The organism is Streptomyces tirandamycinicus (genome assembly GCF_003097515.1).
Taxonomy (GTDB): Bacteria; Actinomycetota; Actinomycetes; order Streptomycetales; family Streptomycetaceae; genus Streptomyces; species Streptomyces tirandamycinicus.
Window position 1 is genome coordinate 4,207,837 of sequence record NZ_CP029188.1, and the last position, 22,745, is coordinate 4,230,581.

Genomic DNA, 22,745 nt, shown 5'->3' on the forward strand with positions numbered 1-22,745 from the left:
CTCCGCGCTCAGAAGCGGCGGGTGATCAGCGCGCGCTTGACCTCCTGGATGGCCTTGGTGACCTCGATGCCGCGCGGGCAGGCGTCCGTGCAGTTGAACGTCGTGCGGCAGCGCCACACGCCGTCCTTGTCGTTGAGGATCTCCAGGCGCTGCTCGCCCGCCTCGTCACGCGAGTCGAAGATGAAGCGGTGCGCGTTGACGATCGCCGCGGGGCCGAAGTACTGCCCGTCGTTCCAGAACACCGGGCAGGACGATGTGCACGCGGCGCACAGGATGCACTTGGTGGTGTCGTCGAACCGCTCGCGGTCCTCGGCCGACTGCAGCCGCTCGCGCGTCGGCTCGTTGCCGGTGGTGACCAGGAACGGCATGACGTCCCGGTACGCCTGGAAGAACGGCTCCATGTCCACGACCAGGTCCTTGAGGACCGTGAGGCCCTTTATGGCCTCGACCGTGATGGGCTTGTCAGGGTTGATGTCCTTGATCAGCGTCTTGCAGGCGAGCCTGTTCTTGCCGTTGATCCGCATCGCGTCGGAGCCGCAGATGCCGTGGGCGCAGGAGCGCCGGAAGGTCAGCGTGCCGTCGACGTCCCACTTGATCTTGTGGAGGCCGTCGAGCACGCGCTCCTTGGGATCGATCTCGATCTGGAAGTCCTGCCACTCGGCCTCGGCGGAGACCTCGGGGTCGAAGCGGCGGATCCGGAACGTGACCGTGATGTACGGCGAGGCGTCCTGCGCCTCGGCCTCGGGCTTGTCCAGTACGGGGGTGGCCATCAGTACTTACGCTCCATCGGCTGGTAGCGGGTCTGGACGACGGGCTTGTAGTCGAGACGCACGGTCTCGGTGCCGTCGGCGCCGACCTCGCGGTACGCCATGGTGTGGCGCATGAAGTTGACGTCGTCGCGGTTCGGGAAGTCCTCGCGGTAGTGACCGCCGCGCGACTCCTTGCGGGCCAGGGCGGAGACGGCCATGACCTCGGCCAGGTCGAGCAGGTTGCCCAGCTCGATGGCCTCCAGCAGGTCCGTGTTGAACCGCTTGCCCTTGTCCTGGACGGACACGCTCTTGTAGCGCTCGCGCAGCTCGGCGATCTTCTCGACGGCCGTCTTGATGGTCTGCTCCGTACGGAACACCATCACGTTGGCGTCCATCGTCTCCTGCAGCTCGCGGCGCAGCTCGGCGACCCGCTCGCCGCCGGTGGAGTGCCGCAGGCGCTCGACCTGCTCCTCGACCAGGACGGCCGGGTTCTCCGGCAGGTCGACCCATTCGGCGTCCGCCGCGTACTCGGCGGCGGCGATGCCGGCGCGCTTGCCGAAGACGTTGATGTCCAGGAGCGAGTTGGTGCCGAGGCGGTTGGCGCCGTGCACGGATACGCAGGCGACCTCGCCCGCGGCGTACAGGCCCGGCACCACGGTGGTGTTGTCCGCCAGGACCTCGCCCTCGACGTTGGTCGGGATGCCGCCCATGGCGTAGTGCGCGGTCGGCTGGATCGGGATGGGGTCCGTGTAGGGCTCGATGCCGAGGTAGGTACGCGCGAACTCGGTGATGTCCGGGAGCTTGGCGTCCAGCTGCTCCGGCGGGAGGTGCGTCAGGTCCAGGTAGACGTGGTCGCCCTCGGGACCGCAGCCGCGGCCCTCGCGGATCTCCGTGTAGATGGAGCGGGAGACGACGTCGCGGGAGGCGAGGTCCTTCATGACGGGCGCGTACTTCTCCATGAAGCGCTCGCCGTCCTTGTTGCGGAGGATGCCGCCCTCGCCGCGGGCGCCCTCGGTGAGGAGGATGCCCATGCGCCAGATGCCCGTCGGGTGGAACTGGAAGAACTCCATGTCCTCCAGCGGCAGGCCGCGCCGGTAGCAGGCCGCCTGGCCGTCGCCGGTGAGGGTGTGCGCGTTGGAGGTCACCTTGAAGAACTTGCCGGTGCCGCCGGAGGCGTAGATGACGGCCTTCGCCTGGAAGACGTGGATCTCGCCGGTGGCCAGCTCGTACGCGACCACACCGGCCGAGTGCTTGACCCCGTCGACCTCGGTGATCAGCTGGTCCAGGACGTAGAACTCGTTGAAGAACTCCACGCCCTCCTTGACGCAGTTCTGGTACAGCGTCTGGAGGATCATGTGCCCGGTGCGGTCCGCCGCGTAGCAGGACCGGCGGACCGGGGCCTCGCCGTGGTTGCGGGAGTGGCCGCCGAAGCGCCGCTGGTCGATGGTGCCCTGCGGCGTCCGGTTGAACGGCAGGCCCATCTTCTCCAGGTCCAGGACGGCGTCGATGGCCTCCTTCGCCAGGATCTCGGCGGCGTCCTGGTCGACCAGGTAGTCACCGCCCTTGACCGTGTCGAAGGTGTGCCACTCCCAGTTGTCCTCCTCCACGTTCGCCAGCGCGGCGGCCATACCGCCCTGCGCGGCGCCCGTGTGGGACCGGGTCGGGTAGAGCTTCGTCAGCACCGCGGTACGGCTGCGCTTCGTCGCCTCGATGGCGGCGCGCATGCCGGCGCCGCCGGCGCCGACGATGACGGTGTCGTACTTGTGAATCTTCATGGTGTGGAACCTCAGCCCCGTGCCTAGCGGATGTTCGGGTCGAAGGTGAAGATCACCAGCGTGCCCAGAAGGATGGTGAACACCGTGGCGGTGTACAGCAGGCCCTTGAGCCACAGGCGCGTGTTCGGCCGCTCGGCGTAGTCGTTGATGACGGTACGCAGGCCGTTGGCGCCGTGCAGCATCGCCAGCCACAGCATCAGCAGGTCCCAGGTCTGCCAGAACGGCGAAGCCCAGCGGCCCGCGACGAACGCGAAGCCGATCTTGGAGACGCCGCCGTCCAGGACGAGCTGGATCAGCAGGTGGCCGATGACCAGCACGACGAGGACCACGCCCGAGAGGCGCATGAAGAGCCATGCGGCCATCTCGAAGTTGCCGCGGGTCGACCGGGGGGTCCGGCCGGTCCGCTTGCGCGGGGGCTCGATGTACGGCGCGGGGTTGTCGGGGCCGTAGGCGGCGCCTTCGACGGCGCCGATCGCGGAAGGGGTCTCAGCGGACATGTCTGGCGTCAGCTCCCGAACAGTTCACGTGCGGCGTGGCCGAGCACCGGGTAGACGGCGCCGGCCATCAGGACGACCCAGATGCCCATGACGGTCCAGAGCATCTGCTTCTGGTAGCGGGGGCCCTTGGACCAGAAGTCCACGGCGATGACGCGAAGGCCGTTCAGCGCGTGGAAGAGGATGGCGGCCACCAGGCCGTACTCCAGCAGCGCGACGATCGGCGTCTTGTACGTCGCGACGACCTCGTCATAGGCCTCGGGGGAGACACGGACGAGAGCCGTGTCCAGCACGTGTACGAACAGGAAGAAGAAGATGAGGACGCCGGTGACTCGGTGAGCCACCCAGGACCACATACCTTCCCGGCCGCGGTACAGCGTTCCAGCCGGCACGGAAAAACCCTCCGGGAGCGGGGATTGGAGCCGGCCGCCAGCGTCCTTCCAAGGTGACAGCTCTGTCGGTCTGGCCCGGCCGGGTACGGTCCACCGGCCCTCGCCATCGTAGCGACGACTTGTCGGTTCCCTCGCGCGGGGTCCACCGGTGTGATCAAACAGGCACGGACGGGCTATCGGGGCGGCTGCCGGGCCGGTCGCCGAACCGGTCGTGGCGGTGGCTGCCGCGGTGGCCGGATCGCGGTCTCCTGGGCGGCCGGATCGGGGGTCTTCGGGGTGGCCGGATCAGGGGCCTCCTGGGCGGCCGGCCACCACGTGCGCCAGCCGGGCCCGGGCCAGCCGGCGCAGTTCCTCGGCGGCGACCACCCGCTCCTCGTCCGGGTCGTTGGCGAGCCGCGAGCGGATTCCGGCGAGCACCTGGTCGGGATGTTCGTCGGAGTGGAAGCCGTCCAGGCAGATCACGAAGGCGTGGCCGAAGCTCGCCTCGTAGGCGGCGTGGGCGGCGCGCAGGGCGGTGTGGGCGGCCGCCGGGGCGGTGGGGTGCAGCCCGGAGGACGATTCGGCGGCGAGCGCCTCGTCCAGGTCGGCGGTGGACAGGTCGTAGCCGGCCTCGTCCGCGGCGGCGAGGAGCGAGCCGAGGTCGGGGTAGGGGCGGTGGGCGGCGACTCGCCGGGCCCAGCGGCGGCTGCCGCAGCAGGAGAGGAGGGCCGCGGTCGCGGCGGAGTGGGCCGCGGTGTTGAACCGCTCCAGGCCGGGCAGGTGCGCACCGGCGGCCGTACGGGGGCCGTGCGCGGATGCCGGGGAGGCCGGCCCGGCGGGGGCGGGGATCCGCACCGCCGGAGGAATCGTGGGCGGTCGCTGGGGGAGGCCGGTGTGCGATTCGCGGGACAGCGTGGACTCCGGGGCGACTGGGAGGCGACAGGGGGCGAGTGGGGGGGCGACGGGGAAGCGTGAGCTGGTTGAGCTGCAACGCTATCGAGGCGCGCCACGGGGTGGCCGAAGGGTGCGCGAATTTCACCCGAACGGGAGAGTTTGAGCGTGCACGGTGGACGGATGCACGGAAATGAACCGGTAAGCCGGCGTTTGTCATACTTCTCCGAGAAGAGGAGGTTCTTTCTGTGATGTGGCAGTCCGGGCGAATGCGGCGCGTGGCCCCCGCCGTCGCGGCCGCCGTGGCCCTGTCGGCGGCCGCCGCCTGCTCGGCCGGCGGGTCCGGCGGCGCGGAGGCCCGGGGGACCGGCGCCGCCACGGCCCCTTCCCCGGCGGCTACCCCGTCCCCGAAGCCCTCGTACCCCCTCTCCGGCGCGCCCCGGACCATCCCCTCCGTCAGGGACCACGAGGCCGCCCGCGGACCGGGCTGGCGCCCGGCGGCGGGCAGTGCCGTCGTCGTCGCCAAGGGGAGCGAGGCGCTCGCCGACGAGGGCCGGCTGCTGGCCGGGGAGCTGAAGACCGGCTTCCGCAACAGCGGGCCGGTGAAGGCCGGCGACGTCGAACTGTCGCTCGACCCGGCGGGCGGCGGCGGGTCCGAGTCGTACACCCTCACCACGCGCGGCAACCGCGTCCGGATCACCGGGCCCGACGAGGCGGGGGTCTTCTACGGCACCCGCACCCTGAAGCAGGCCGTGCGCTCCGGCGGCGCCATGCCCGAGGGCGTTGTCCGCGACCGTCCCGACCGGCCGCAGCGCGGCCTGAACGTCGACATCGCGCGCAAGCACTTCACCGCCGGCTGGATCGAGGCGCGGCTGCGCGAGATGGCCGACCTCAAGCTCAACACGCTGGGACTGCACTTCTCCGACGACCAGGGGTTCCGGATCGCCTCCGACACCCACCCCGAGGTCGTCTCCCGGGACCACCTCGGCAAGGCCGAGGTGCGCCGGATCCTCGCCCTCGCCCGGAGCCTGCACATCACCGTCGTCCCCGAGATCGACTCGCCCGGGCACCTCGGCGCGGTCCTGCGGGCGCACCCCGGGCTCCAGCTGCGCGACACCCGGGGCGTGCCCCGGCAGGGCGCCATCGACATCTCCCGGCCGGAGTCCGCGCGGATCGTCGACGACCTGCTGCGCGAGTACGCCCGGCTGTTCCCCGGCCGCTGGTTCCACGTCGGCGCCGACGAGTACCAGGCGCTGACCGTGCGCGACCCGCAGGCCTCCTACCCGCAGCTGGCCCGGGCGGCCGTGGAGAGGTACGGGCCGAACGCCACCGTGCACGACCTGGCGACCGGCTGGCTGAACGACCGGGCCTCCGTGGTGCGCGCCGCGCAGAAGCAGCCCAAGGCGTGGAACGACGGCTTCTTCCGCGGCGGCGCGGTCTCGCCCGACAAGGACATCGAGGTCGAGTACTGGACGGGCAAGGAGATCGGCGCCCGGCCCCCGGCCGAGTACCTGGCCGAAGGCCGCAAGGTCGTCAACCTCAACGACGAGTACCTCTACTACGTGCTCGGCGAGCCCAACGAGTTCACCTACCCGACGGGCCGGCGCATCTACGAGGAGTGGACGCCGCTCGTGCTGCGGGGCACGGCCCCGGTGCCCGCGCGCTACTCGGACCAGATCCTCGGCGGCCGCCTCGCCGTCTGGGGCGACCGCGCCCAGGCGCAGACCCAGGACCAGGTGGCGGCGGGCATCCGGATGCCGCTGCGCGCGCTGTCCCAGAAGCTGTGGACCCCGGGCCGGCCCGCGCTCAGCTGGGCGCAGTTCAACGCGCTGGCGGACAGTCTCGGCTGAAGGCTAGGGTCCGGGGGCGACCGTTCTCGTACGGTTGTTCGGTGCGCTGCCCCGGGGAGGGGGCGCGCGAAGAGTCCGTGACCTGTGGGGGGATCCCTTTGACACCGCATACACCCATGCCTGCGCCCGTGCCTGCGCCCGTGCCTGCGCCCGTGCCGCCGTCGCACGGACCCGGCCGGGTACTCCGCTCGCCCGTCGGGCTCTCGTACGCCGTCATCGCGCTGTTCGGCGTCGTGATCGTCGCCGATCTCCTGATCGTCGCGGCCTCGGTCAACATGCGGTCGTTCCTCAGCGGCGCCGCCTCGGGGACGGCCGGCTTCGACGAGGACGCGGCGAACCGCGCCGACTACGCGATGGCCGGAACGGGCGTGCTGTACGTCGCCGTACTGCTGGCGGTGGGCACGCTCTTCATCATCTGGTTCCACCGGGCCCGGCAGAACGCGGAGGTCTTCGCGCCCGACACCCAGCGCCGGACCCCGGGCTGGGCGATCGGCGCGTGGTTCATCCCGATCGCCAACCTGTGGATCCCGCGGGGCATCGCCGCCGACGTGCTGCGGGCCAGCAACCCCGACCCGTACGACGGCAAGCCGGTGGGGCGCGGCCTCCTCAACGCCTGGTGGGGCGCCTGGGTCTGGGCGGTGGTCTTCGACCGGTACGCGAGCAGGGTGTACGAGAGGGCCCAGGGCGCCGACGCCGTCCACGACGCGACGGCGCTGCTGATCGCCGGCGCCGGGTTCGACGTGCTCGCCGCGGTGCTCGCCGTCCTGTTCGTGCGCAGGCTGACGTCCCTGCAGCACGCCAAGGCCCTCGCGCTCCGGGCCGTGCCGTCGGTCTGACGGCGGGGCGGATCGGCCCTGCCCGTACGGTTTTCGGCCGCGGGTGTGACGATTTTCGGCCACTCGGCGCTGTATGTGACGTACGCGAACGCACGGTCGGGGAGGCGTCGATGGGCCTGGTGCAACTGATCGCGGAGGCCGACGGGCGGAGCCTCGCCGCGAGCGGTCTCGCGTGCCTGGACCGCTGCCAACCGCTGCTCGACGAAGAGCCCGACGTGCTGCGCCCGCTGTGGGCGGGCATCGCCGAGGGCGAGGAGGGCTGGGCCGGGCAGCTGGCCGCCGCGCGGGCGGCACTGGACGAGGCGCCCGTCGACGGTACGTCCAGCGACGCCTGGGCCCCGGTGCGGAAGATGATCGCCGCCGCTCCCTCGGAGTGGGCCGCCGGCCCGCTCGGCGAGTGGGCGGCGGCCTGCTCCGACCTGGCGCTCGAACTGCACCGGGAACTCGACCCGGCCGGTGGCGCCTGCGGTCCGCTCCTCGCCGGCGAGGAGCGCCGCCAGATCCAGATCCTCGAACTCCTCGCCGGCAACCCGGACGGCGCCGCACTGCGCCGCGCCCTGGACCTGTCGACCGAGGGCCGTCGTGTGCTGCGCGCGGCCCTGTCCCGGCGGGCGCGGGGCGGCGGCTGACCCGTCCCGGGGGTGCGTCCGGGCGGGCGAGGCGGCCCGGGCCGGCCCCGTCCCGGAGTGCGCGGCCCGGCTACCCGGCGGACCCGGCCGGACCGTTCCCGGGCACGCCGAGTCCCAGCGGCCCGCCGGTCGCGATCACGTCGGGCTCGGCGAGGAGATCCGCGTAGCCGTCGCCGTCCAGGTCCAGCGCGGTCAGGGCCGGGGCGTCCGCGCCCACCGCGAGGGTGGGCGCCCCCTCCGTGCTCAGACCGGTGGGCGAACCGTGGTACGTCACGATCCCCCGCCCGGTGGACACGGCCAGGTCGTCGAACCCGTCGCCGTTCATGTCGCCCGAGGCGAGGGCGGACCCACCGGCGCCCATCAGGATCGTGGGCGAGGCGGTCCCGCGTCCGCGCTCGGGACCGCTCAGCACGACGAGCGCGGCGGCTCCCTCCGGTGTCCGGAAGGCGACCGCCAGATCCCGGTCCCCGTCCCCGTCGAAGTCACCGCCGGCGGAGTCCAGTTCCTCGGCGCCGTCCGGCACGGCCGCCGCCGCCTCCGCACCGGGGTCCGGCGGCCAGGGCACCCCGGAGGGCTCCGGCCCGCCGGTGCCGGACCCGTCGCCCAGCGCCGCGGCGGACCGGCGGATGGCGGGCAGGTCGGCGTAGAGATGGGCGCCGGGGCACTCGGTCGGGTACGCGTCGCGGTGTCCCGGGAGCCGCGGGAGGGTGACGCGCTCCCCTCGCCGGAACTTGCCGTTGTCCGTGGACGCCGTGAGCGTCGTGGTCCCGTCGACGGCCAGGCCGTAGAGGCCGAGCTTCCAGGAGGCGAGCCTCGCCACGGCGTCGCGGGCCGCGGGCGTGGTGGCCGCCGTGCTGTAGTCGCCGATCACCGACACGCTGCTGGTGTCGACGTTGAAGCCGTAGGTGTGGGCTCCCTGGACCGGCCGGTCGATGCCGCCGGCCCGGCCCTCGAAGATCCTGCCGCACTTGTCGACCAGGAAGTGGTAGCCGATGTCGTTCCAGCCCTGGCCCTCCACGTGGTACGTGAAGACGGCCCGCACGATCGCGGGCGAGTCGGCGCACTGGTAGGTGTTCGACCCGGCGGTGTGGTGGACGAACACCGCCTTGGTGGTGGAGTTGTACGTGGGCGGCCCGCCGACCTTGGACTCGTCCGCGCCCCAGCCCGCCCGCATGGTCATCGGCGGAGCGCCCGCCGGCGCCTCCGCACGGGCGGACGGCGGCGCCGGGGCGCCGTCCTGGGGGTCCACCAGCTCGACGCGCAGCCCCCGGGGCAGCGCCGACCCCTCCGCGCGCAGCTGCACCCCGTCCGACGGCCCGGTCCACAGCGGCAGGCTGCCCGCTCGCAGCCCGGTGGCGGCCGGCCCCGATCCGGCCTCGGAGGCCCGTACGTCGGCGTCCATCGTGTGCCAGGGCGACCAGACGCCGGTACGGCTGTCCCGGGTGCGGACTTCGACGGTGCCGCCGATCTCCGCTTCCGGGTCGTCCCAGGTGATGCCGACCAGGCTGAACGGTTCGGTGGTGCTGGCCGGGAGTGAACGCCGCGTCGGGTCGGTGCCGGGTACGGGCACGCTGTGGATCTCGCCTGCACCCGGCGCGAGGGACGCACGACCGGGGGAGGCCCCGGCCCGGACGGGGGAGGGGGCCGGCGAGACGGGAGCCGAGGGGGGCGCGGCGGCCGTGAGGCCGGTGAGGCAGACGGCGGCGGTGCACGCGGCGGTGAAGGCCACAGGGCGGCATCTCATGGGGCCGGAGCATAAGGAAGCGTCAGGCATATGGTGTGCAATGACGCTACGGCCGGGGCGGTGACGTCCGGAATCAACGGGTGATTGACGGGCTGTCCGAAAATGCCGGCCCGAACTCCCGTTCCTCGGCCGTTGGTACCGTCCGGTCATGGCCGTTGATCAGGTGTCAGGCGTCCCGGACGCATCAGAGGGAACGACGAGAACACCCGTTACCGCCGACGACGTGCAGCACGCCGTCCGGCTGGCGCTCACCACCCTGCGGGCCGCCCTCCGCGCCGACTGGGACACCCGGGCCGGCGCACTGGAGTGGACCTGCTGGGAGACCGTCGAGCATCTCGCCGACGACCTGTTCGCCTACGCCGCCCAGCTCGGCCCCGAATCCCCTCCGCTGGACGGCGACGTCCCCTTCGACTGCGGGACGCGTCGCGCGGGCGGACCGGCCGGCACCCTCTTCGCCGACCGGGCCGCCGGCCCCCGGGGCCTGCTCCAGATGCTGGACGCCTGCGGCGGCCTGCTCACGGCGATGGTGCGCACGGCCCCCGCGGAGACCCGGGCCCACCACACCTTCGGGACGTCCGACGCCGAGGGCTTCGCCGCCATGGGCGTGGTCGAGACCCTCGTCCACACCCATGACGTGGCCCAGGGCCTCGGCCTTCCCTGGTCCCCGCCGGCCGGCCTCTGCGCCCGGGTCCTCGCCCGTCTCTTCCCCTACGCCCCGGCGGACACGGACCGCTGGGAGACCCTCCTCTGGGCGACGGGCCGCAGCGAACTGCCGGGCCGCGAACGCCTGGAGTCCTGGCGGTGGCACGGCGCGGTTCCCGGCTGACATGCGGCCCGCGCTCGGTCACCGGCGGTGCGCGAGTCACCCCCGGTCGCCCACGCGGCGCCGGTCCGTGGCCGCCGGAGGGGCCGTCCGGGACGCGTCCGCACACGTCCGCGCCCCTGCTGGATCCCTCGGGACCTGCCGGAACCCCGCGACCGGGTACCCCGCTCCATGCGGAGGCAATTCCAGTACGACGGAATCCGTCGAAGTAGACTTGGACAAATTCCGCAAGAGCCGATGTGTCGGAGGGTGAGTTGGAGAAGAGCCTGCCGGCCAAGCCCGAGTACGTGGTCGACCGGGACCGGGAGTGGGCGCTGCTCTCGGACTTCCTCACCGATCCTGATCCGGCGATGCGGCTCGGCATCGTGTCGGGGCGGCGGAGACACGGGAAGTCGTACCTGCTGCGGGCGCTGTCCGAGCAGGTCAGCGGCCTGTACATCACAGCCGTCCGGGAGGAGGGGCGGCTGCCCGCGATCCAGCGGTTCAGTGACGCGGTCGCCACCCACGCCGGCCTGAGGCCGGGGAGCCTGCGTCTGACCGACTGGCGTGACGTCCTGTCCAACGCCCTCGACGTCAGCGCCCGTTCGCCGCACCCCCTCCTGGTGATCGACGAGTTGCCGTACCTGCTCCAGCACTCGCCCGAGATCCCCGGGCTGCTGCAGCAGCTCTACGACGAACGCCAGTGGGGCGCCCGGCCAGGCGCCGGCCCGGGCCCGCGGCTGATCCTGTGCGGCTCCGCGATGAGCGTCATGCACGAACTCCTCTCCGGGACCAAGCCGCTGCGCGGACGTGCCGTGGTCGATCTGCGGCTGGGTGCCTTCGGCTACCGCGCCAGCCGGGCCTTCTGGCGGATCGCCGACCCGCTGACCGCGCTGAAGGTGCACGCGGTCCTCGGCGGGGCCCCCGGCTACCGGCCGGTTGCCGCCCGACCGCATCCCGACGACGGCTTCGACGCCTGGCTCACCCGGACGCTGCTCGACCCCGGGCGGGCGGTCTACTCCCGCACCGAGACCGAGTACCTGCTGCGCGAGGACCCCCGGATCACGCAGCACACGCTGTACTACGACATCCTCACCGCGATCGCGCACGGCGCCACCACCCCCAGCAAGATCGGCGCCGCCCTGGAACGCCCGCGCAACGCCGTCGCCCACCCGCTCGGGGTCTTGGAGTCCACCGGCTACATCCGGCGGGAACAGGACGTCCTCCGCTCCAGACACCCCGTCATCACGCTCGCCGACCCCGTCATCCGCTTCAACCAGCTCGTCACCCTCCCGCAGGCCGCCGCCGTGGAGCAGGGCTTCGCCGAGCAGGTGTGGCAGCAGGCCGCTCCGACCTTCAACTCCAAGATCCTCGGGCCGCACTTCGAGGACCTGGCGCGCGACTTCACCCGTCGTCACGCCCACGACCTGTTGCCCGGCGGGCTGCCGGGCCTGGTCGGTACCACCGAGGTCGCCGACCGGGCCGCCCGCACGAAGCACGAGGTCGATGTCATCGCCCTGGCGGCCGGGGAGCGCCCGCAGGCGCCCCGCGCGAGGATCGCGCTGCTGGGCGAGGCCAAGGCGACCGCCGCCCGCCGTGGGACCGGTGACCTGGACCGCCTGGAACACATCCGCGCCCTGCTCCAGGAGCAGGGCTACGACACCGCTGCCACCATTTTGGCCCTGTACTCCCTCCACGGCTTCCACCCCGACCTGGTCGACCTCGCCGACCGCCGTGACGACGTCCTCCTGGTCGATCTGCCCGCTCTCTACGGCAGCTGACACCAGGTCACCCGCCGTCCCCCACGGCCACCGGCCTCGGGGACGGCCGGTCTTCGGGCCGGGCGCGGAGGCGGGCGGCGACATCCGTTGACGGATCGGGCGGGTGCCGGCCGGGGCCCGCGGTGTCGGCGCGGACGGCCGGTGGCGGAGGACCTCGAGACCGGATCGGGTGCGCGGAGAGCGCCGGGACGCGAGACGACCGGGGCCGCCACCCCCCACAGGAGAGGCCCCGGTCGTCGTCCGCGAGGGCTGTTGAGCGGCCCTGTACTCCTCTCAGCGCCGCGGGTGCGTTTTCTGTCACACCGCGTCCCTGCCGCACAATGTTGCAGGTTGTACAAGACATGGACGCGGCCCCCGTGGAGGACGTAGCGTGGCGCTGCGCGCTGGGCTGTGCGGCGGTGATGACCAGCCGCGATGACGAACGGGTAGTGGGAGTGCTGGGGGACGACGCGGAGCTGACCGCCGCGGTGCGCGCGGCGCAGGACGGAGACGAGGACGCCTTCCGGACTGTGTACCGCGCCGTTCACCCGCGGCTGCTCGGATACATCAGGACGCTGGTCGGCGAGGCGGAGGCCGAGGACGTGGCGTCCGAGGCCTGGCTGCAGATCGCCCGGGACCTCGACCGGTTCAGCGGCGACGCCGACCGCTTCCGCGGCTGGGCGGCGCGTATCGCGCGCAACCGCGCCCTCGACCACATCCGGATGCGCGGCAGGCGCCCGGCGGTCGGCGGCGACGAGACCGAACTGACCGGGAGACCCGCCGAGTCCGATACCGCGGGAGAGGCCATGGAGGCCCTGGCGACCGGCCGGGCCATGGCCCTGATCGCCCAGCTCCCCCAGGACCAGGCGGAGGCGGTCGTGCTGCGCGTGGTCGTCGGCCTGGACGCGAAGAGCGCGGCGAAGACCCTGGGCAAGCGCCCCGGCGCGGTGCGCACCGCGGCCCACCGGGGGCTGAAGCGGCTCGCGGAGCTCCTGGGGGCGGAGAGCGAAGGGGCACACGGGGCCCCTGGGGACGGGACGGGACTCGGCGCGGTACCGTCACCGCGCACTGTTCGCCCCGGCGCGGCCCGCTCCGCTGGTGTGACGCATTCGCGTCTGCGGACGCAGAAGGACATGTGATGGCGGACGAGCGTGACGAGTGGCTCGATCAGGAGGCTGCGGAGCGGTTGCTCCGCGGCGAACCGGTCGATCCCGCCGGCGTTGACGCGCGTCACCAGGCCCTTCTGCTGGCCGGGCTGCTCGACGACGCAGCCGCCCGGGGGCCGGTGACCGAGCCGCTGAGGGGCGAGGACGCCGCGCTCGCCGCGTTCCGCAAGGCGCGTGACGGCGGCGCGGCGGAACTGCTGCCGACGGTGCGGCTGGCACCGGAGGCAGGCCCGGTCTCCTGGGCCCGTTCCGTGCGCTGGGGGCTGGCGGCCTCGCTGGCCGGACTCGCGGTGGGCGGCGTGGCCGTCGCGGCGGGGACCGGGGTGCTGCCGACGCCGTTCGGGGACCCCCGCCCGGCGCCCGCATCGTCCGTCTCGGGTGCCGCCACCCCCGGGCCGATCACCTCCGAACCCCCGGCCGGCCGGCTGCGCAGTCCCGACGGGCCCTCGCCCGTGAGCCCTCCCTCCTCGCCGGGCACCCCCGCGGTCCCGGGCGGCGCCGGAACCCCGGGGGCCGGTGACGGGGCGGGCAGCGGTCCGGGCGACGCGTCCGCCGCGCCGCACGACGGCCGCACCGAGGGCACCGGCAGCAGGGACTGGTACAGCAAGACGGTCGAGGCCTGCCGCGACCACCGCAACGGCACCCTGGACGAGGAGCGCAAGCGCAAGCTGGAGGCCGCGGCTCAGGGCGCGGACCGGGTGAAGCGGTTCTGCGACCGGATGCTGTCCGCCGACGGTGCGGGCGAGGACGGCGGCGACGACGGTGACGGCGGCGACGGCGGTCAGGGCGGCGACGACGGAGAGCAGGACGACGACGGCGAGGACGGCGACGGCTCCGGTTCGGGTGGTTTCCCGCGCTCCCCGTTCCTGCCCCCCGCCTCCCTGCGGCCCGCTCCCGCGGGGATGCCCTTCGTGCCGCCGACGGACGTGCGGCGGCTTTACCGGCCCGCCGTCCCGGCGGCGTCCCTCGCGGGTCTGTAGATCCCCGGACCCTCCGGCGGTTGCCTGCCGGTTGCCTGCCCGTGGCCGGTGGCCGGTTGCCTGCTGGTGGCTGGTGGCTCGCGGGCTGGTGGCCGGGGGATCGTGGGCCTGTGGCCTGTGGCCTGTGGCCGGTGGCCGGTGGGCCGGTGGGCCGGTGGCCGGGGGCGGCCGCACGCGCCCCGGAGCGGAGGCTCCCGTGCTCTCTCGATCGCAACGTCTTGACCTGCGGTTCTCCCCCCTCGGGAAAAATCTTCGGCCAGGTGTGACGTTTTTTGGCTGAGCGGCGCAGTAGTAAGTGAGCCGACTGGTCATCGGCGACGCCTGAGCCGGGGTTCCCCCCGTACCCACGGCTCAGAGCACACAGGCGCGGGCGGGACACGTTCCCCCGGTCCCGCCCGCGCCTCCTCACCTCTCACACCAGCCGCCCGCGTCGGCCGCCCGCCTCCCTCGTACGACAGCCGGCCCCGCCTTCCGCCGGGGCACGCCGTCTCACCAGTGGACGACGACCTTGTCGCCGACCTTCACCTGGCCGAAGACCGACGCGATCTTCTTCCTGTCCCGGACGTTCACACAGCCGTGCGAGGCGCCGCTGTAGCCGCGCGCGGCGAAGTCCGGGGAGTAGTGCACCGCCTGGCCGCCGCTGAAGAACATCGCGTACGGCATGGGTGTGTGGTAGAGCGTCGACTCCCAGTCCTGGGCCTTCCAGCCCACGCTGAACGTTCCTTCACGGGTGGGTGTGTTCTCCGAGCCGAAGCGCACGTCCATCGCCGCCACCACCGTGCCGTCGATCATCCAGGCGAGCGTCCTGCTCTCCTTGCTGATGCAGAGCACGCGCCCCTTCAGGCACCGGGGGTCGGGTTCGTCCAGCTCGTTGGTCGTGGCGGGCCGCAGTTCCCCGGCGGTCGGCGTACGGGTCAGCCCGAGCAGCCGCCGCCAGGTCGTCCCGTCGACCGACCCGGTCCCGGCGAGACCCTGCTTCCGCTGGAAGCCGCTGACCGCCTCGGCCGTCATCGAGCCGTAGAACGCGGTGGGGCTGCGGTGGAAGTGGCCGATCTGGCGCAGCCGCGCCTGCAGTTCGCGTACCTGCTCGGTCTCACTGCCCTCCTTCATCAGCACCTCGGAGTCGGCGGGCCGGGCCTCCGGTGTCGCCGGGGAGGGGGCGGGGGGCTTGGCGTCGTCGGCCGCGGGCGTGGCGGTGGCGACGGGAACCCTCGACGGTCCGCCCGGCGCGGCCGGGGGCTCGTCACTCCCCCCGCCGGTCGCCCGGCCGGTGCACCCGGCGGCCAGCGCCAGGGACACAAGGGCCATGAGCGGTCTGCTGACAACGGACGTACGGTGCATAGGTGCCCCCCAAGGATCGTGTGTGAACAGGGATGCTTCACGGCCGTGCCTGGTTGCGGTCGGAGGAGCATGCTGTGAGCAAGGTCCCAGTCGAGGGCACGCCGCTGCTCGCAGACCCGCCGGTGCGGGCCGCCGCGAGGGTTGCGTACCAGCGAGTAGTCGTACCGGGAGGCACACCACATGGCACGCGACTCCGAGTCGGGTCTGCCTATCGAGCCGGTCTACGGACCGGACGACCTCGAAGGGTGGGATCCCGGCGAGAAGCTGGGCGACCCCGGCTCGTACCCCTTCACCCGGGGTGTCCACACGTCCATGTACACGGGCCGCCTGTGGACCATGCGCCAATACGCGGGCTTCGGCACGGCCGCCGAGTCCAACGCCCGGTACAAGCAGCTCATCGCGCACGGCACGACCGGCCTGTCCGTGGCCTTCGACCTGCCGACGCAGATGGGGCACGACTCCGACGCGCCGATCGCCCACGGCGAGGTGGGCAAGGTCGGCGTGGCCGTCGACTCGATCGAGGACATGCGGACGCTGCTGGACGGCATCCCGCTGGACCAGGTCTCCACGTCCATGACGATCAACGCGCCCGCCGCGCTGCTGCTGCTCCTCTACCAGCTGGTCGGCGAGGAGCAGGGCGTGCCGGCGGACCGGCTGACCGGCACCGTCCAGAACGACGTGCTCAAGGAGTACATCGCCCGGGGCACCTACATCTTCCCGCCCAAGCCCTCGCTGCGGCTGGCCGCCGACCTCTTCGGCTACTGCAGAACCGAGATCCCCCAGTGGAACACCATCTCGATCTCCGGCTACCACATGGCCGAGGCCGGGGCGACGCCCGTGCAGGAGATCGCCTTCACCCTGGCGGACGGCATCGAGTACGTCCGGACGGCCCTCGCGGCCGGCCTGCACGTGGACGACTTCGCGCCCCGGCTGTCGTTCTTCTTCGTCGCCCGCACGACCATTTTGGAGGAGGTCGCGAAGTTCCGCGCCGCGCGCCGCATCTGGGCCCGGGTGATGCGCGACGAGTTCGGCGCGCGCAACCCCAAGTCGCTGGCGCTGCGCTTCCACACCCAGACCGCAGGGGTGCAGCTCACCGCCCAGCAGCCCGAGGTGAACCTGGTGCGCGTCGCCGTGCAGGGCCTGGCGGCCGTCCTCGGCGGCACCCAGTCGCTGCACACCAACTCCTTCGACGAGGCGCTCGCCCTGCCGACCGCCAAGTCGGCCCGGCTTGCCCTGCGCACCCAGCAGGTCCTCGCGTACGAGACCGACGTCGCCGCCACCGTCGACCCGTTCGCCGGGTCCTACGTGGTCGAGAGCATGACGGACGACATCGAGGCCGCGGCGCTGGAGCTGATGCGCAAGGTGGAGGACCTCGGCGGCGCGGTGAGCGCCATCGAACGCGGCTTCCAGAAGGGGGAGATCGAGCGCAGCGCCTACCGCATCGCGCAGGAGACGGACGGCGGCGAACGCGTCGTCGTGGGAGTCAACCGCTTCACCCTCGACGAGGAGGAGCCGTACGAGCCGCTGCGCGTCGACCCGGAGATCGAGGCCCGGCAGGCCGAACGGCTCGCCGAGCTGCGGGCGGGACGCGACCGGGCCGCCGTGGACGCGGCCCTCGGCGGCCTGCGCGAGGCCGCCTCCGGGACGGGCAACGTGCTGTACCCGATGAAGGAGGCGCTGCGGGCGCGTGCCACGGTCGGCGAGGTGTGCGACGCCCTGCGGGAGGTGTGGGGCACCTACGTCCCGAGCGAGGTGTTCTGATCACCTTTCCGCGTTCTGATCGACTTTCCACCATCCGGAACACAGAGGCGGGGAGTCGTACCCGCGTGCGACACTCCGCCTCATGCTGGGTGTCACCGATCTGCCGACGTATCTCGCGGGACTTGTCCTGATCATCCTCCTCCCGGGGCCGAACTCGCTCTATGTGCTCTCGGTCGCCGCACGCCGGGGTGTGCGGACCGGATACCAGGCCGCCGCTGGTGTGTGGTGCGGCGACACCGTGCTGATGGTGCTGTCGGCGGCGGGCGTCGCCTCGCTGCTCCAGGCCAACGCCGTGCTGTTCTCGGCGGTGAAGTTCGCCGGCGCGGGCTATCTGACCTGGCTCGCAGTCGGCATGCTGCGCGCCGCCTGGTCGATGTGGCGTTCGCGCCGGGAGCTGGCGGAACCCCCGGGCGGGCAGGCGGCGGACGCGTCCGCGGCGGGTGAGCGGCCGTTCCGCAGGGCCCTGGTGATCAGCCTGATCAACCCGAAGGCGATCCTGTTCTTCATCGCCTTCTTCGTGCAGTTCGTCGACCCCGCCTACGCCTATCCGGCGGTGTCCTTCGCCGTGCTCGGCGGTCTCGCCCAGCTGGCGAGCTTCCTCTACCTCACCCTGCTGATCTTCACCGGCACCCATCTGGCCGCCGCCTTCCGGCGCCGCCGGAGGCTGTCGGCCGGTGCGACGTCGGCGGCGGGCGCGCTGTTCCTCGGCTTCGCCGTGAAGCTGTCGCTCAGCAGCGCCTGACCTGTCGGGCGGACTCGTCCGCTGCGGGTGGTCCGCTGCCGTGAGGTGAAGGCGGCTGCCGTGAGGCGTAGACCGCTGCCCTGAGGCGAAGGGCGCCGCCGTTTACCCTTGCCGCCGTCCACCCGTGCCGCCGTCCACCTGCTGGGCGTCCTCCCCTCGGCCTTCAGCGGACCGTCGAAGCCTCGTGAGCCGAACCGGGCAGTCGCATACCCGCAGCGCCCTCTCCGGGCAGTTCGCACCAGACGGTCTTGGTACCGGGCCCCTCGTCCACGCCCCAGCGCACGGCCACCGCATCGAGCAGGGCGAGGCCGCGGCCGGACTCGTCGTCGGCCGCAGCGGTCCGGCACCGGACGGGCGAGGCGCGCGGGGCCGGATCGGTGACCTCCAGCCGCGTACGACCGCCGTCGGCGGCGCAGGTGACGCGGATCGTGACCGGCACCCCGTCCCCGAGATGCCGGATGACGTTCGTGAGCAGCTCGCTCACACACAGCTGGAGGTCGGCGCAGGGGACGCCGCCGAGGTACTCGCGCACGGTGCGGCGCACGCCGGGTACGGCCTCCGGCGTCGCGAGGAGATCCAGGGTCAGCCGTCGCATCGGGCAACCCCCTTGCGGAGGGCCGCGACCAGTGCTCGGGCGGTGGCCAGGTTGCAGTTGCCCAGCGAGATGAGGGGCCGGCCGGGGCCACGGGCCGCGAAGCTCGGCAGGTCGATGCCGAGAGACGGCAGCGTGATGCCGTGGGCGGCGAGGGCGGCGCGGAGCTGTTCGGTGCACTCGTCCGCGTCCGTCGCGTCGTACATGGGGGGCACGCCTTCCTGTGCGCTCTGTGACGAATCACTCACACACTGGCGTGGCGGGCCCTACCGTGAAAGAGGTTCGGGTTCCCGGCCGTGAACGGCGTGCATACCACCGGCAGGTGGGAAAGAACGGTGAACGATGGCGCGACGCAAGGACATCGACGGCTCGGAGGGTGTCCCCACCTTCTACGGCAAGGAGCTGCGCTGGCAGCGGGAGCATGCCGGACTCACCCTCCAGCAGCTGGTCGAGGGCAGCTTCTACGGACCCAGCCACCTGAGCGAGATCGAGCGCGGCGAGCGGCGGATGCCGGCGGAGCTGGCGGAACACGCGGACCGGGTGCTCAAGACGGATGGCTTCTTCAAGCGGCGGTGCGAGGACGTGAGGAAGGCCAGACGGCGGGGGCACGCGCAGTACTTCGAGCGCGTGCTGGAGGCGGAGAAGCACGCGGAGACGATCGAGGAGTGGAGCCCGACGCTGATTCCGGGCCTGCTGCAGACGGAGGCGTACGCGCGGGCGGTGGTGCGCGCGACGCACCCGCTGGCGCCAGACGAGGAAGTGGAGGAGAGGGTCAACGCCCGCATGCCGAGGGCTCATCTCTTCGAGACCGACCACAAGATCCCGATGTACTGGGTGGTTGTGTCCGAGGCACTGCTCCGTCAGCCGATCCTCTCGCCCGAGGAGATGGCCGAACAGCTGGATCGTGTCGCGGCGTTGGCGCGCCGTCGCCGGATCGTTCCACAGATCCTCCCGTGGAACCGCGGCCCGCATCCCTTCATGCTCGGCACTGCCATGATCATGACCTTTCCGGACGCACCGCCCTTGGTTTACACCGAGGGGCTGCACACTGGCGACACCATCGACGATCCGGCCCTCGTGAAGGAGTACCGCCGGTCGTACGATCTGCTCAGGGCCGCCGCACTACCGCCCGAGGCGTCCCTCGCCCTGATCGAGGAAGCGGCTGATGACTACCGAAATGGCAAGCATCCGAATTGACTTGAGCACTGTCGCGTGGCGCAAGAGCAGCCACAGCAACGGTGACGGTGGGAACTGTGTCGAGGTCGCGGAAGGGTTCCTCGGCGCCGCCCGCTGGCGCAAGAGCAGTTACAGCAATGGCAGCGGAGGCAACTGTGTCGAGGTCGCGGAAGGGTTCCTCGGCGCCGCCCCCTGGCGCAAGAGCAGCCACAGCAACGGCAGCGGAGGCGATTGCGTCGAGGTCGCCGACGGCCTCGCCGGCGTCGTCCCCGTCCGCGACTCCAAGATGCCCGACGGCCCCGTCCTCGTGGTCCCGGCCCGCGCCTGGGCGTCCTTCGTCGGGGCCCTCAAGGACGGCCCCGCTCAGCTGAGCTCGTAACCCAAAGCCTTGCGGTCGCCCCACCGGGGCGGGCGAGGTGCCAGGCTCCGTCACCAGCGCCCGCTCCCGCCCGCTCCCGTCGGGGAAGCCCCGTCAGCTAAGCCCGTCAGCCGAGCGCGGCGCGCTTGATGCGGCGGACTCGGCGGGCCACGCGGCGGATCGCGGCGTGCCGGGGGACCGGGAGACCGCCGGGGAGGCCCAGGACCGTCAGGCGGCGGCGCTTGAAGTAGCGGGCGCTGCCGTCCGTGAGACGGGCCGTCAGATACGCCTCCGCCGCCGGGCGCAGATCCGCCCGGATCTGCGGCTGCATCGCGAACCCGACCGCCCGGACCAGCCCCGACAGTTCCCCGTCCGCGGGGCGCGGGGAGCCGGGGCGGCCGCTCTCCAGGTCGGGAACCAGCGCGTCGACCAGCGTCACCGGCACCCGGTTGCTGTTCTGGTACGGCTTCAGCCGGTCGAGCAGCGGCTCCGTCCCGACCCGCGCGACCGGGATGCCGTAGAAGGTGCTCGCGGTCAGCAGCGCCGTGGAGAAGCACCCCACCACCAGCGCGGGCCTGAGCTGCCGGTACAGCACCTCGGCCAGCACCGGCCGGTCCAGCACGGTCAGTTCGGCGCCCAGCTTCTCCGCCTCGCGCTCCAGTGCCCGCGACCACGCCGCGGGCGCCACCGGGTGCGGTTTGAAGACCAGCCGGCGGTGGCCGTGGGCGACCGCGCCCCGGACCATCCGCAGGTGCAGGGCCTCCTCCTCCTCGGCGGTGAGGATGCCCAGGGACGCGAGGTACTGCCCGAGCAGCAGCGCGGGCTGCTCGCCGGCACGGCCGGAGGAACCGTCGGAGGCGCGGTCGGAGGCGCCGGCCGTGGAGCCCGCTGCATCGGGTTCGGCGAGTTCGGCGAGTGCCGCGTGGTCGGCGGGGTCGGAGGGGTCGGCTAGTTCGGCGACCACCTTGGTGAACGCCTCGGTCGGCACAGCTTCCGGCCGGGCCCCGAACTCCTCCAGCAGCAGCGGCGTCAGCCCCGGCACCAGATCGAGGTGCAGCAGCCTGCGCACCCGCTCGCCCACCAGCGGGTCGATCTTGTTGCGGGTCGGGCCGTAGCTCATCAGCCCGTCCGCGTACACGTCGAGACGGGCGTCCGGGAACAACTGGGCCACCGCGAGCGCCGGATTGACCTGGATGGACTCCAGGGCCAGCTCTATCCGGTCGTCCCCCAGGCCCCACAGCATCCGCAGATACCGCTCCCACATCGGGACGTCGTCCGGGCGGGGCGACCAGCCGCCCGGATGGAAGGGGGCGATGGCCTCGTTCCACGACAGCACGCCGTCGAAGCGGCCTCGCAGCCGCTCGAAGCCCGGCATCCGGTCGACGGGGGGCGCCGTCTCCGGGGTCGCCGCGTTGTTGCTCACCAGCAGCAGCCGCCGGTCCGCCGGGGCGAAGCGGCCGCTGTCGAGCGCGGCCGCCAGCGTCGCCGCGCCGTACAGGGTGGAGGCGAAGAAGATCTGCGTGGTCCGCGCCGTGTTCGTGCCCGGGGCGGTGGCTGTGCCCGGTGCGGCTTTCGTGCCCGGGACGGTGTTCGTGTGCGGGGCGGCGCTCGTGTCCGGTGCCGTGCCCGTGCCCTGGACCGTGTTGGTGTCCGTACGCATCAGGCCGCACCCGCCATGGCGGAGGTGGAGACCGCCGGCGCGACGGCCGGGCGCCTGCGCAGCCTGCGCAGCCGGGAGGAGCGTTCCCGGTCCATGCCGTCGAGCGCGTTTCCGAGAATGTCCTGCGGCATTCTGCGCAGGGCGTCCGCGCTCATCGAACGCAGTTTCCGGGCCACGGCCGGTTCGAACCTTTCGATCGATGCCAGGTGATGGGAGATGACGGCACAGTAGGTCCGGACGGCTTTCGGCAGCAGCCGCCCGGATTCCGGATCGTTCGCGGTCTCCTCGAGTACCTGGTCGAATGCCTTGATGAAATCGAGTTGCCGTACGTCGCCGATCTGCGTCAGCGACGAGGCGACCCCCCGACGGTAGAAGATCCCCAGCAGGCCGACCGCGGCGAAGGACTCCGCCTCGCGGTGCAGCCGCCAGATCCAGGGCCGGTCCTCGGCGGTGCGCAGCCCGTCCGTGAAGTGCAGCAGTCCCCGGTCCAGCAGGTCGCGCCGGTAGATCCCGGCCCAGGCCATCGGGTAGTCGACGGAGGTGGACCGGTCGGCGGGCAGGATCGCGTCGCGCGGCCGGAGCACCTCGTTCCGCCGGCCGACGGGGACCCGGAAGACCTTGCGCTCCCGGCCCGTGCACTGCACATGGTCGGTGCGGACGAAGTCGACGCCGAGTCCCTCGGCCGCCGCGAGCAGCCGCTCGTAGTAGCCCGGAGCCAGCCAGTCGTCGCCGTCGAGGAAGGCGATGTACTCGCCGCGGGCGGCGTCCAGGCCGGTGTTGCGGGCCGTGGCCAGCCCGCCGTTCCGCTCGTGTCTGATCAGCACCGCCCCCGGCACCTCGCGTTCCGCACGCTCCAGGATCTCCGGCGTCCCGTCCGTCGAGCAGTCGTCGACGAGCAGGAACTCGAAGTCCTCCCGGGCGTTGGCCCGGAGGCTTCCCAGGGTGTCGGGCGCATAGGACCGAACGTTGTAGAAGGGCACGATGACCGAGAGCTTGACCACGCGCCGGACATTAGGCGCGGGCCCCGTCATTCGCTCTGACCGCCGAAAGGACGGCGGGTGAACAAGG

Annotated in this window: 22 protein-coding genes; 11 read left to right on the top strand and 11 right to left on the bottom strand. The window is 72.5% G+C overall.

Annotation, left to right across the window (positions count from 1 at the left end):
• Positions 1–8: 8 nt before the first annotated feature.
• The 5 genes from DDW44_RS18725 to DDW44_RS18745 form a co-directional block, all read right to left on the bottom strand.
• Positions 9–770 (bottom strand): succinate dehydrogenase iron-sulfur subunit, encoded by a 762-nt coding sequence (locus tag DDW44_RS18725; RefSeq protein ID WP_017946460.1) that lies wholly within the window; start codon positions 768–770, stop codon positions 9–11.
• Positions 770–2,524: a succinate dehydrogenase flavoprotein subunit gene (gene sdhA, locus DDW44_RS18730; RefSeq protein WP_017946459.1), complete on the bottom strand. Its 1,755-nt coding sequence runs from the start codon at positions 2,522–2,524 to the stop codon at positions 770–772. The genes DDW44_RS18725 and sdhA overlap by 1 nt, the downstream gene beginning before the upstream one ends.
• 23 nt (positions 2,525–2,547) lie before the next feature.
• Positions 2,548–3,021: a succinate dehydrogenase hydrophobic membrane anchor subunit gene (locus DDW44_RS18735; RefSeq protein WP_018889247.1), complete on the bottom strand. Its 474-nt coding sequence runs from the start codon at positions 3,019–3,021 to the stop codon at positions 2,548–2,550.
• Between the two features lie 8 nt (positions 3,022–3,029).
• Entirely contained in the window at positions 3,030–3,410 is a 381-nt protein-coding gene (gene sdhC / locus DDW44_RS18740; protein ID WP_026165064.1) for a succinate dehydrogenase, cytochrome b556 subunit, read from the bottom strand.
• Between the two features lie 285 nt (positions 3,411–3,695).
• The gene (locus tag DDW44_RS18745; RefSeq protein ID WP_027731772.1) at positions 3,696–4,244 is read right to left on the bottom strand and encodes a 2-oxo-4-hydroxy-4-carboxy-5-ureidoimidazoline decarboxylase; all 549 of its coding nucleotides are present in this window, start codon (positions 4,242–4,244) and stop codon (positions 3,696–3,698) included.
• A gap of 305 nt (positions 4,245–4,549) precedes the next feature.
• Here DDW44_RS18745 and DDW44_RS18750 point away from each other — a divergent pair, with 305 nt between their 5' ends.
• From DDW44_RS18750 to DDW44_RS18760, 3 genes are all read left to right on the top strand, one after another.
• The gene (locus DDW44_RS18750) at positions 4,550–6,130 is read left to right on the top strand and encodes a beta-N-acetylhexosaminidase (protein ID WP_108907131.1); all 1,581 of its coding nucleotides are present in this window, start codon (positions 4,550–4,552) and stop codon (positions 6,128–6,130) included.
• Positions 6,131–6,282: 152 nt separating this feature from the next.
• Complete coding sequence (locus DDW44_RS18755; RefSeq protein WP_108907132.1) at positions 6,283–6,966, top strand: DUF4328 domain-containing protein; 684 nt, start codon at positions 6,283–6,285, stop codon at positions 6,964–6,966.
• A gap of 110 nt (positions 6,967–7,076) precedes the next feature.
• A complete protein-coding gene (locus tag DDW44_RS18760) occupies positions 7,077–7,595 on the top strand; it encodes a hypothetical protein (RefSeq protein WP_017946453.1) in 519 nt (172 codons plus the stop codon).
• Positions 7,596–7,665: 70 nt separating this feature from the next.
• On the opposite strand, the gene DDW44_RS18765 is transcribed toward DDW44_RS18760, so the two are convergent.
• A complete protein-coding gene (locus DDW44_RS18765; RefSeq protein ID WP_244224059.1) occupies positions 7,666–9,339 on the bottom strand; it encodes an FG-GAP-like repeat-containing protein in 1,674 nt (557 codons plus the stop codon).
• 148 nt (positions 9,340–9,487) lie between these two features.
• On the opposite strand from DDW44_RS18765, the gene DDW44_RS18770 reads away from it, so the two are divergent.
• The 4 genes from DDW44_RS18770 to DDW44_RS18785 all read left to right on the top strand — a co-directional run bounded on the left by DDW44_RS18770 (position 9,488) and on the right by DDW44_RS18785 (position 14,047).
• Positions 9,488–10,165: a hypothetical protein gene (locus DDW44_RS18770; protein ID WP_108907134.1), complete on the top strand. Its 678-nt coding sequence runs from the start codon at positions 9,488–9,490 to the stop codon at positions 10,163–10,165.
• Positions 10,166–10,416: 251 nt separating this feature from the next.
• The gene (locus tag DDW44_RS18775; RefSeq protein ID WP_108907135.1) at positions 10,417–11,922 is read left to right on the top strand and encodes a P-loop NTPase family protein; all 1,506 of its coding nucleotides are present in this window, start codon (positions 10,417–10,419) and stop codon (positions 11,920–11,922) included.
• A gap of 434 nt (positions 11,923–12,356) precedes the next feature.
• Positions 12,357–13,040: an RNA polymerase sigma factor gene (locus DDW44_RS18780; RefSeq protein ID WP_026165063.1), complete on the top strand. Its 684-nt coding sequence runs from the start codon at positions 12,357–12,359 to the stop codon at positions 13,038–13,040.
• Positions 13,040–14,047 (top strand): hypothetical protein, encoded by a 1,008-nt coding sequence (locus DDW44_RS18785; protein WP_108907136.1) that lies wholly within the window; start codon positions 13,040–13,042, stop codon positions 14,045–14,047. The genes DDW44_RS18780 and DDW44_RS18785 overlap by 1 nt, the downstream gene beginning before the upstream one ends.
• A gap of 489 nt (positions 14,048–14,536) precedes the next feature.
• Here DDW44_RS18785 and DDW44_RS18790 read toward each other — a convergent pair whose 3' ends face one another.
• On the bottom strand, positions 14,537–15,355 hold the full coding sequence (locus DDW44_RS18790) for a L,D-transpeptidase family protein (protein WP_108907137.1): 819 nt from the start codon (positions 15,353–15,355) through the stop codon (positions 14,537–14,539).
• A gap of 213 nt (positions 15,356–15,568) precedes the next feature.
• On the opposite strand from DDW44_RS18790, the gene DDW44_RS18795 reads away from it, so the two are divergent.
• Both DDW44_RS18795 and leuE read left to right on the top strand, forming a co-directional pair.
• Positions 15,569–17,149: an acyl-CoA mutase large subunit family protein gene (locus DDW44_RS18795; RefSeq protein WP_108907138.1), complete on the top strand. Its 1,581-nt coding sequence runs from the start codon at positions 15,569–15,571 to the stop codon at positions 17,147–17,149.
• A gap of 82 nt (positions 17,150–17,231) precedes the next feature.
• The gene (gene leuE / locus DDW44_RS18800) at positions 17,232–17,891 is read left to right on the top strand and encodes a leucine efflux protein LeuE (protein WP_017946445.1); all 660 of its coding nucleotides are present in this window, start codon (positions 17,232–17,234) and stop codon (positions 17,889–17,891) included.
• 163 nt (positions 17,892–18,054) lie between these two features.
• On the opposite strand, the gene DDW44_RS18805 is transcribed toward leuE, so the two are convergent.
• Positions 18,055–18,486 (bottom strand): ATP-binding protein, encoded by a 432-nt coding sequence (locus tag DDW44_RS18805; protein ID WP_108907139.1) that lies wholly within the window; start codon positions 18,484–18,486, stop codon positions 18,055–18,057.
• On the bottom strand, positions 18,474–18,689 hold the full coding sequence (locus tag DDW44_RS18810; protein WP_108907140.1) for a hypothetical protein: 216 nt from the start codon (positions 18,687–18,689) through the stop codon (positions 18,474–18,476). The genes DDW44_RS18805 and DDW44_RS18810 overlap by 13 nt, the downstream gene beginning before the upstream one ends.
• Positions 18,690–18,825: 136 nt before the next feature.
• Here DDW44_RS18810 and DDW44_RS18815 point away from each other — a divergent pair, with 136 nt between their 5' ends.
• Both DDW44_RS18815 and DDW44_RS18820 read left to right on the top strand, forming a co-directional pair.
• Entirely contained in the window at positions 18,826–19,680 is an 855-nt protein-coding gene (locus tag DDW44_RS18815; RefSeq protein ID WP_108907141.1) for a helix-turn-helix domain-containing protein, read from the top strand.
• The gene (locus tag DDW44_RS18820) at positions 19,661–20,038 is read left to right on the top strand and encodes a DUF397 domain-containing protein (protein ID WP_108907142.1); all 378 of its coding nucleotides are present in this window, start codon (positions 19,661–19,663) and stop codon (positions 20,036–20,038) included. Before DDW44_RS18815 ends, DDW44_RS18820 begins: the two co-directional genes overlap by 20 nt.
• 106 nt (positions 20,039–20,144) lie before the next feature.
• Here DDW44_RS18820 and DDW44_RS18825 read toward each other — a convergent pair whose 3' ends face one another.
• Positions 20,145–21,677, bottom strand: coding sequence for an alpha-2,8-polysialyltransferase family protein (locus tag DDW44_RS18825; RefSeq protein WP_244224061.1), 1,533 nt, complete (start codon positions 21,675–21,677; stop codon positions 20,145–20,147).
• Entirely contained in the window at positions 21,677–22,678 is a 1,002-nt protein-coding gene (locus DDW44_RS18830; RefSeq protein WP_108907143.1) for a glycosyltransferase family 2 protein, read from the bottom strand. The genes DDW44_RS18825 and DDW44_RS18830 overlap by 1 nt, the downstream gene beginning before the upstream one ends.
• Positions 22,679–22,745 lie beyond the last annotated feature (67 nt).

Coding starts and splice junctions, on each gene's coding strand:
- DDW44_RS18765 (WP_244224059.1), bottom strand. CDS start 9,339: ATGAGATGCCGCCCTGTGGCCTTCACCGCCGCGTGCACCGCCGCCGTC.
- DDW44_RS18785 (WP_108907136.1), top strand. CDS start 13,040: ATGGCGGACGAGCGTGACGAGTGGCTCGATCAGGAGGCTGCGGAGCGG.
- DDW44_RS18750 (WP_108907131.1), top strand. CDS start 4,550: ATGCGGCGCGTGGCCCCCGCCGTCGCGGCCGCCGTGGCCCTGTCGGCG.
- DDW44_RS18770 (WP_108907134.1), top strand. CDS start 9,488: ATGGCCGTTGATCAGGTGTCAGGCGTCCCGGACGCATCAGAGGGAACG.
- DDW44_RS18760 (WP_017946453.1), top strand. CDS start 7,077: ATGGGCCTGGTGCAACTGATCGCGGAGGCCGACGGGCGGAGCCTCGCC.
- DDW44_RS18815 (WP_108907141.1), top strand. CDS start 18,826: ATGGCGCGACGCAAGGACATCGACGGCTCGGAGGGTGTCCCCACCTTC.
- DDW44_RS18820 (WP_108907142.1), top strand. CDS start 19,661: ATGGCAAGCATCCGAATTGACTTGAGCACTGTCGCGTGGCGCAAGAGC.
- DDW44_RS18805 (WP_108907139.1), bottom strand. CDS start 18,486: ATGCGACGGCTGACCCTGGATCTCCTCGCGACGCCGGAGGCCGTACCC.
- DDW44_RS18725 (WP_017946460.1), bottom strand. CDS start 770: ATGGCCACCCCCGTACTGGACAAGCCCGAGGCCGAGGCGCAGGACGCC.
- sdhA (WP_017946459.1), bottom strand. CDS start 2,524: ATGAAGATTCACAAGTACGACACCGTCATCGTCGGCGCCGGCGGCGCC.
- DDW44_RS18735 (WP_018889247.1), bottom strand. CDS start 3,021: ATGTCCGCTGAGACCCCTTCCGCGATCGGCGCCGTCGAAGGCGCCGCC.
- DDW44_RS18795 (WP_108907138.1), top strand. CDS start 15,569: ATGGCACGCGACTCCGAGTCGGGTCTGCCTATCGAGCCGGTCTACGGA.
- DDW44_RS18825 (WP_244224061.1), bottom strand. CDS start 21,677: ATGCGTACGGACACCAACACGGTCCAGGGCACGGGCACGGCACCGGAC.
- DDW44_RS18810 (WP_108907140.1), bottom strand. CDS start 18,689: ATGTACGACGCGACGGACGCGGACGAGTGCACCGAACAGCTCCGCGCC.
- leuE (WP_017946445.1), top strand. CDS start 17,232: ATGCTGGGTGTCACCGATCTGCCGACGTATCTCGCGGGACTTGTCCTG.
- DDW44_RS18790 (WP_108907137.1), bottom strand. CDS start 15,355: ATGGCCCTTGTGTCCCTGGCGCTGGCCGCCGGGTGCACCGGCCGGGCG.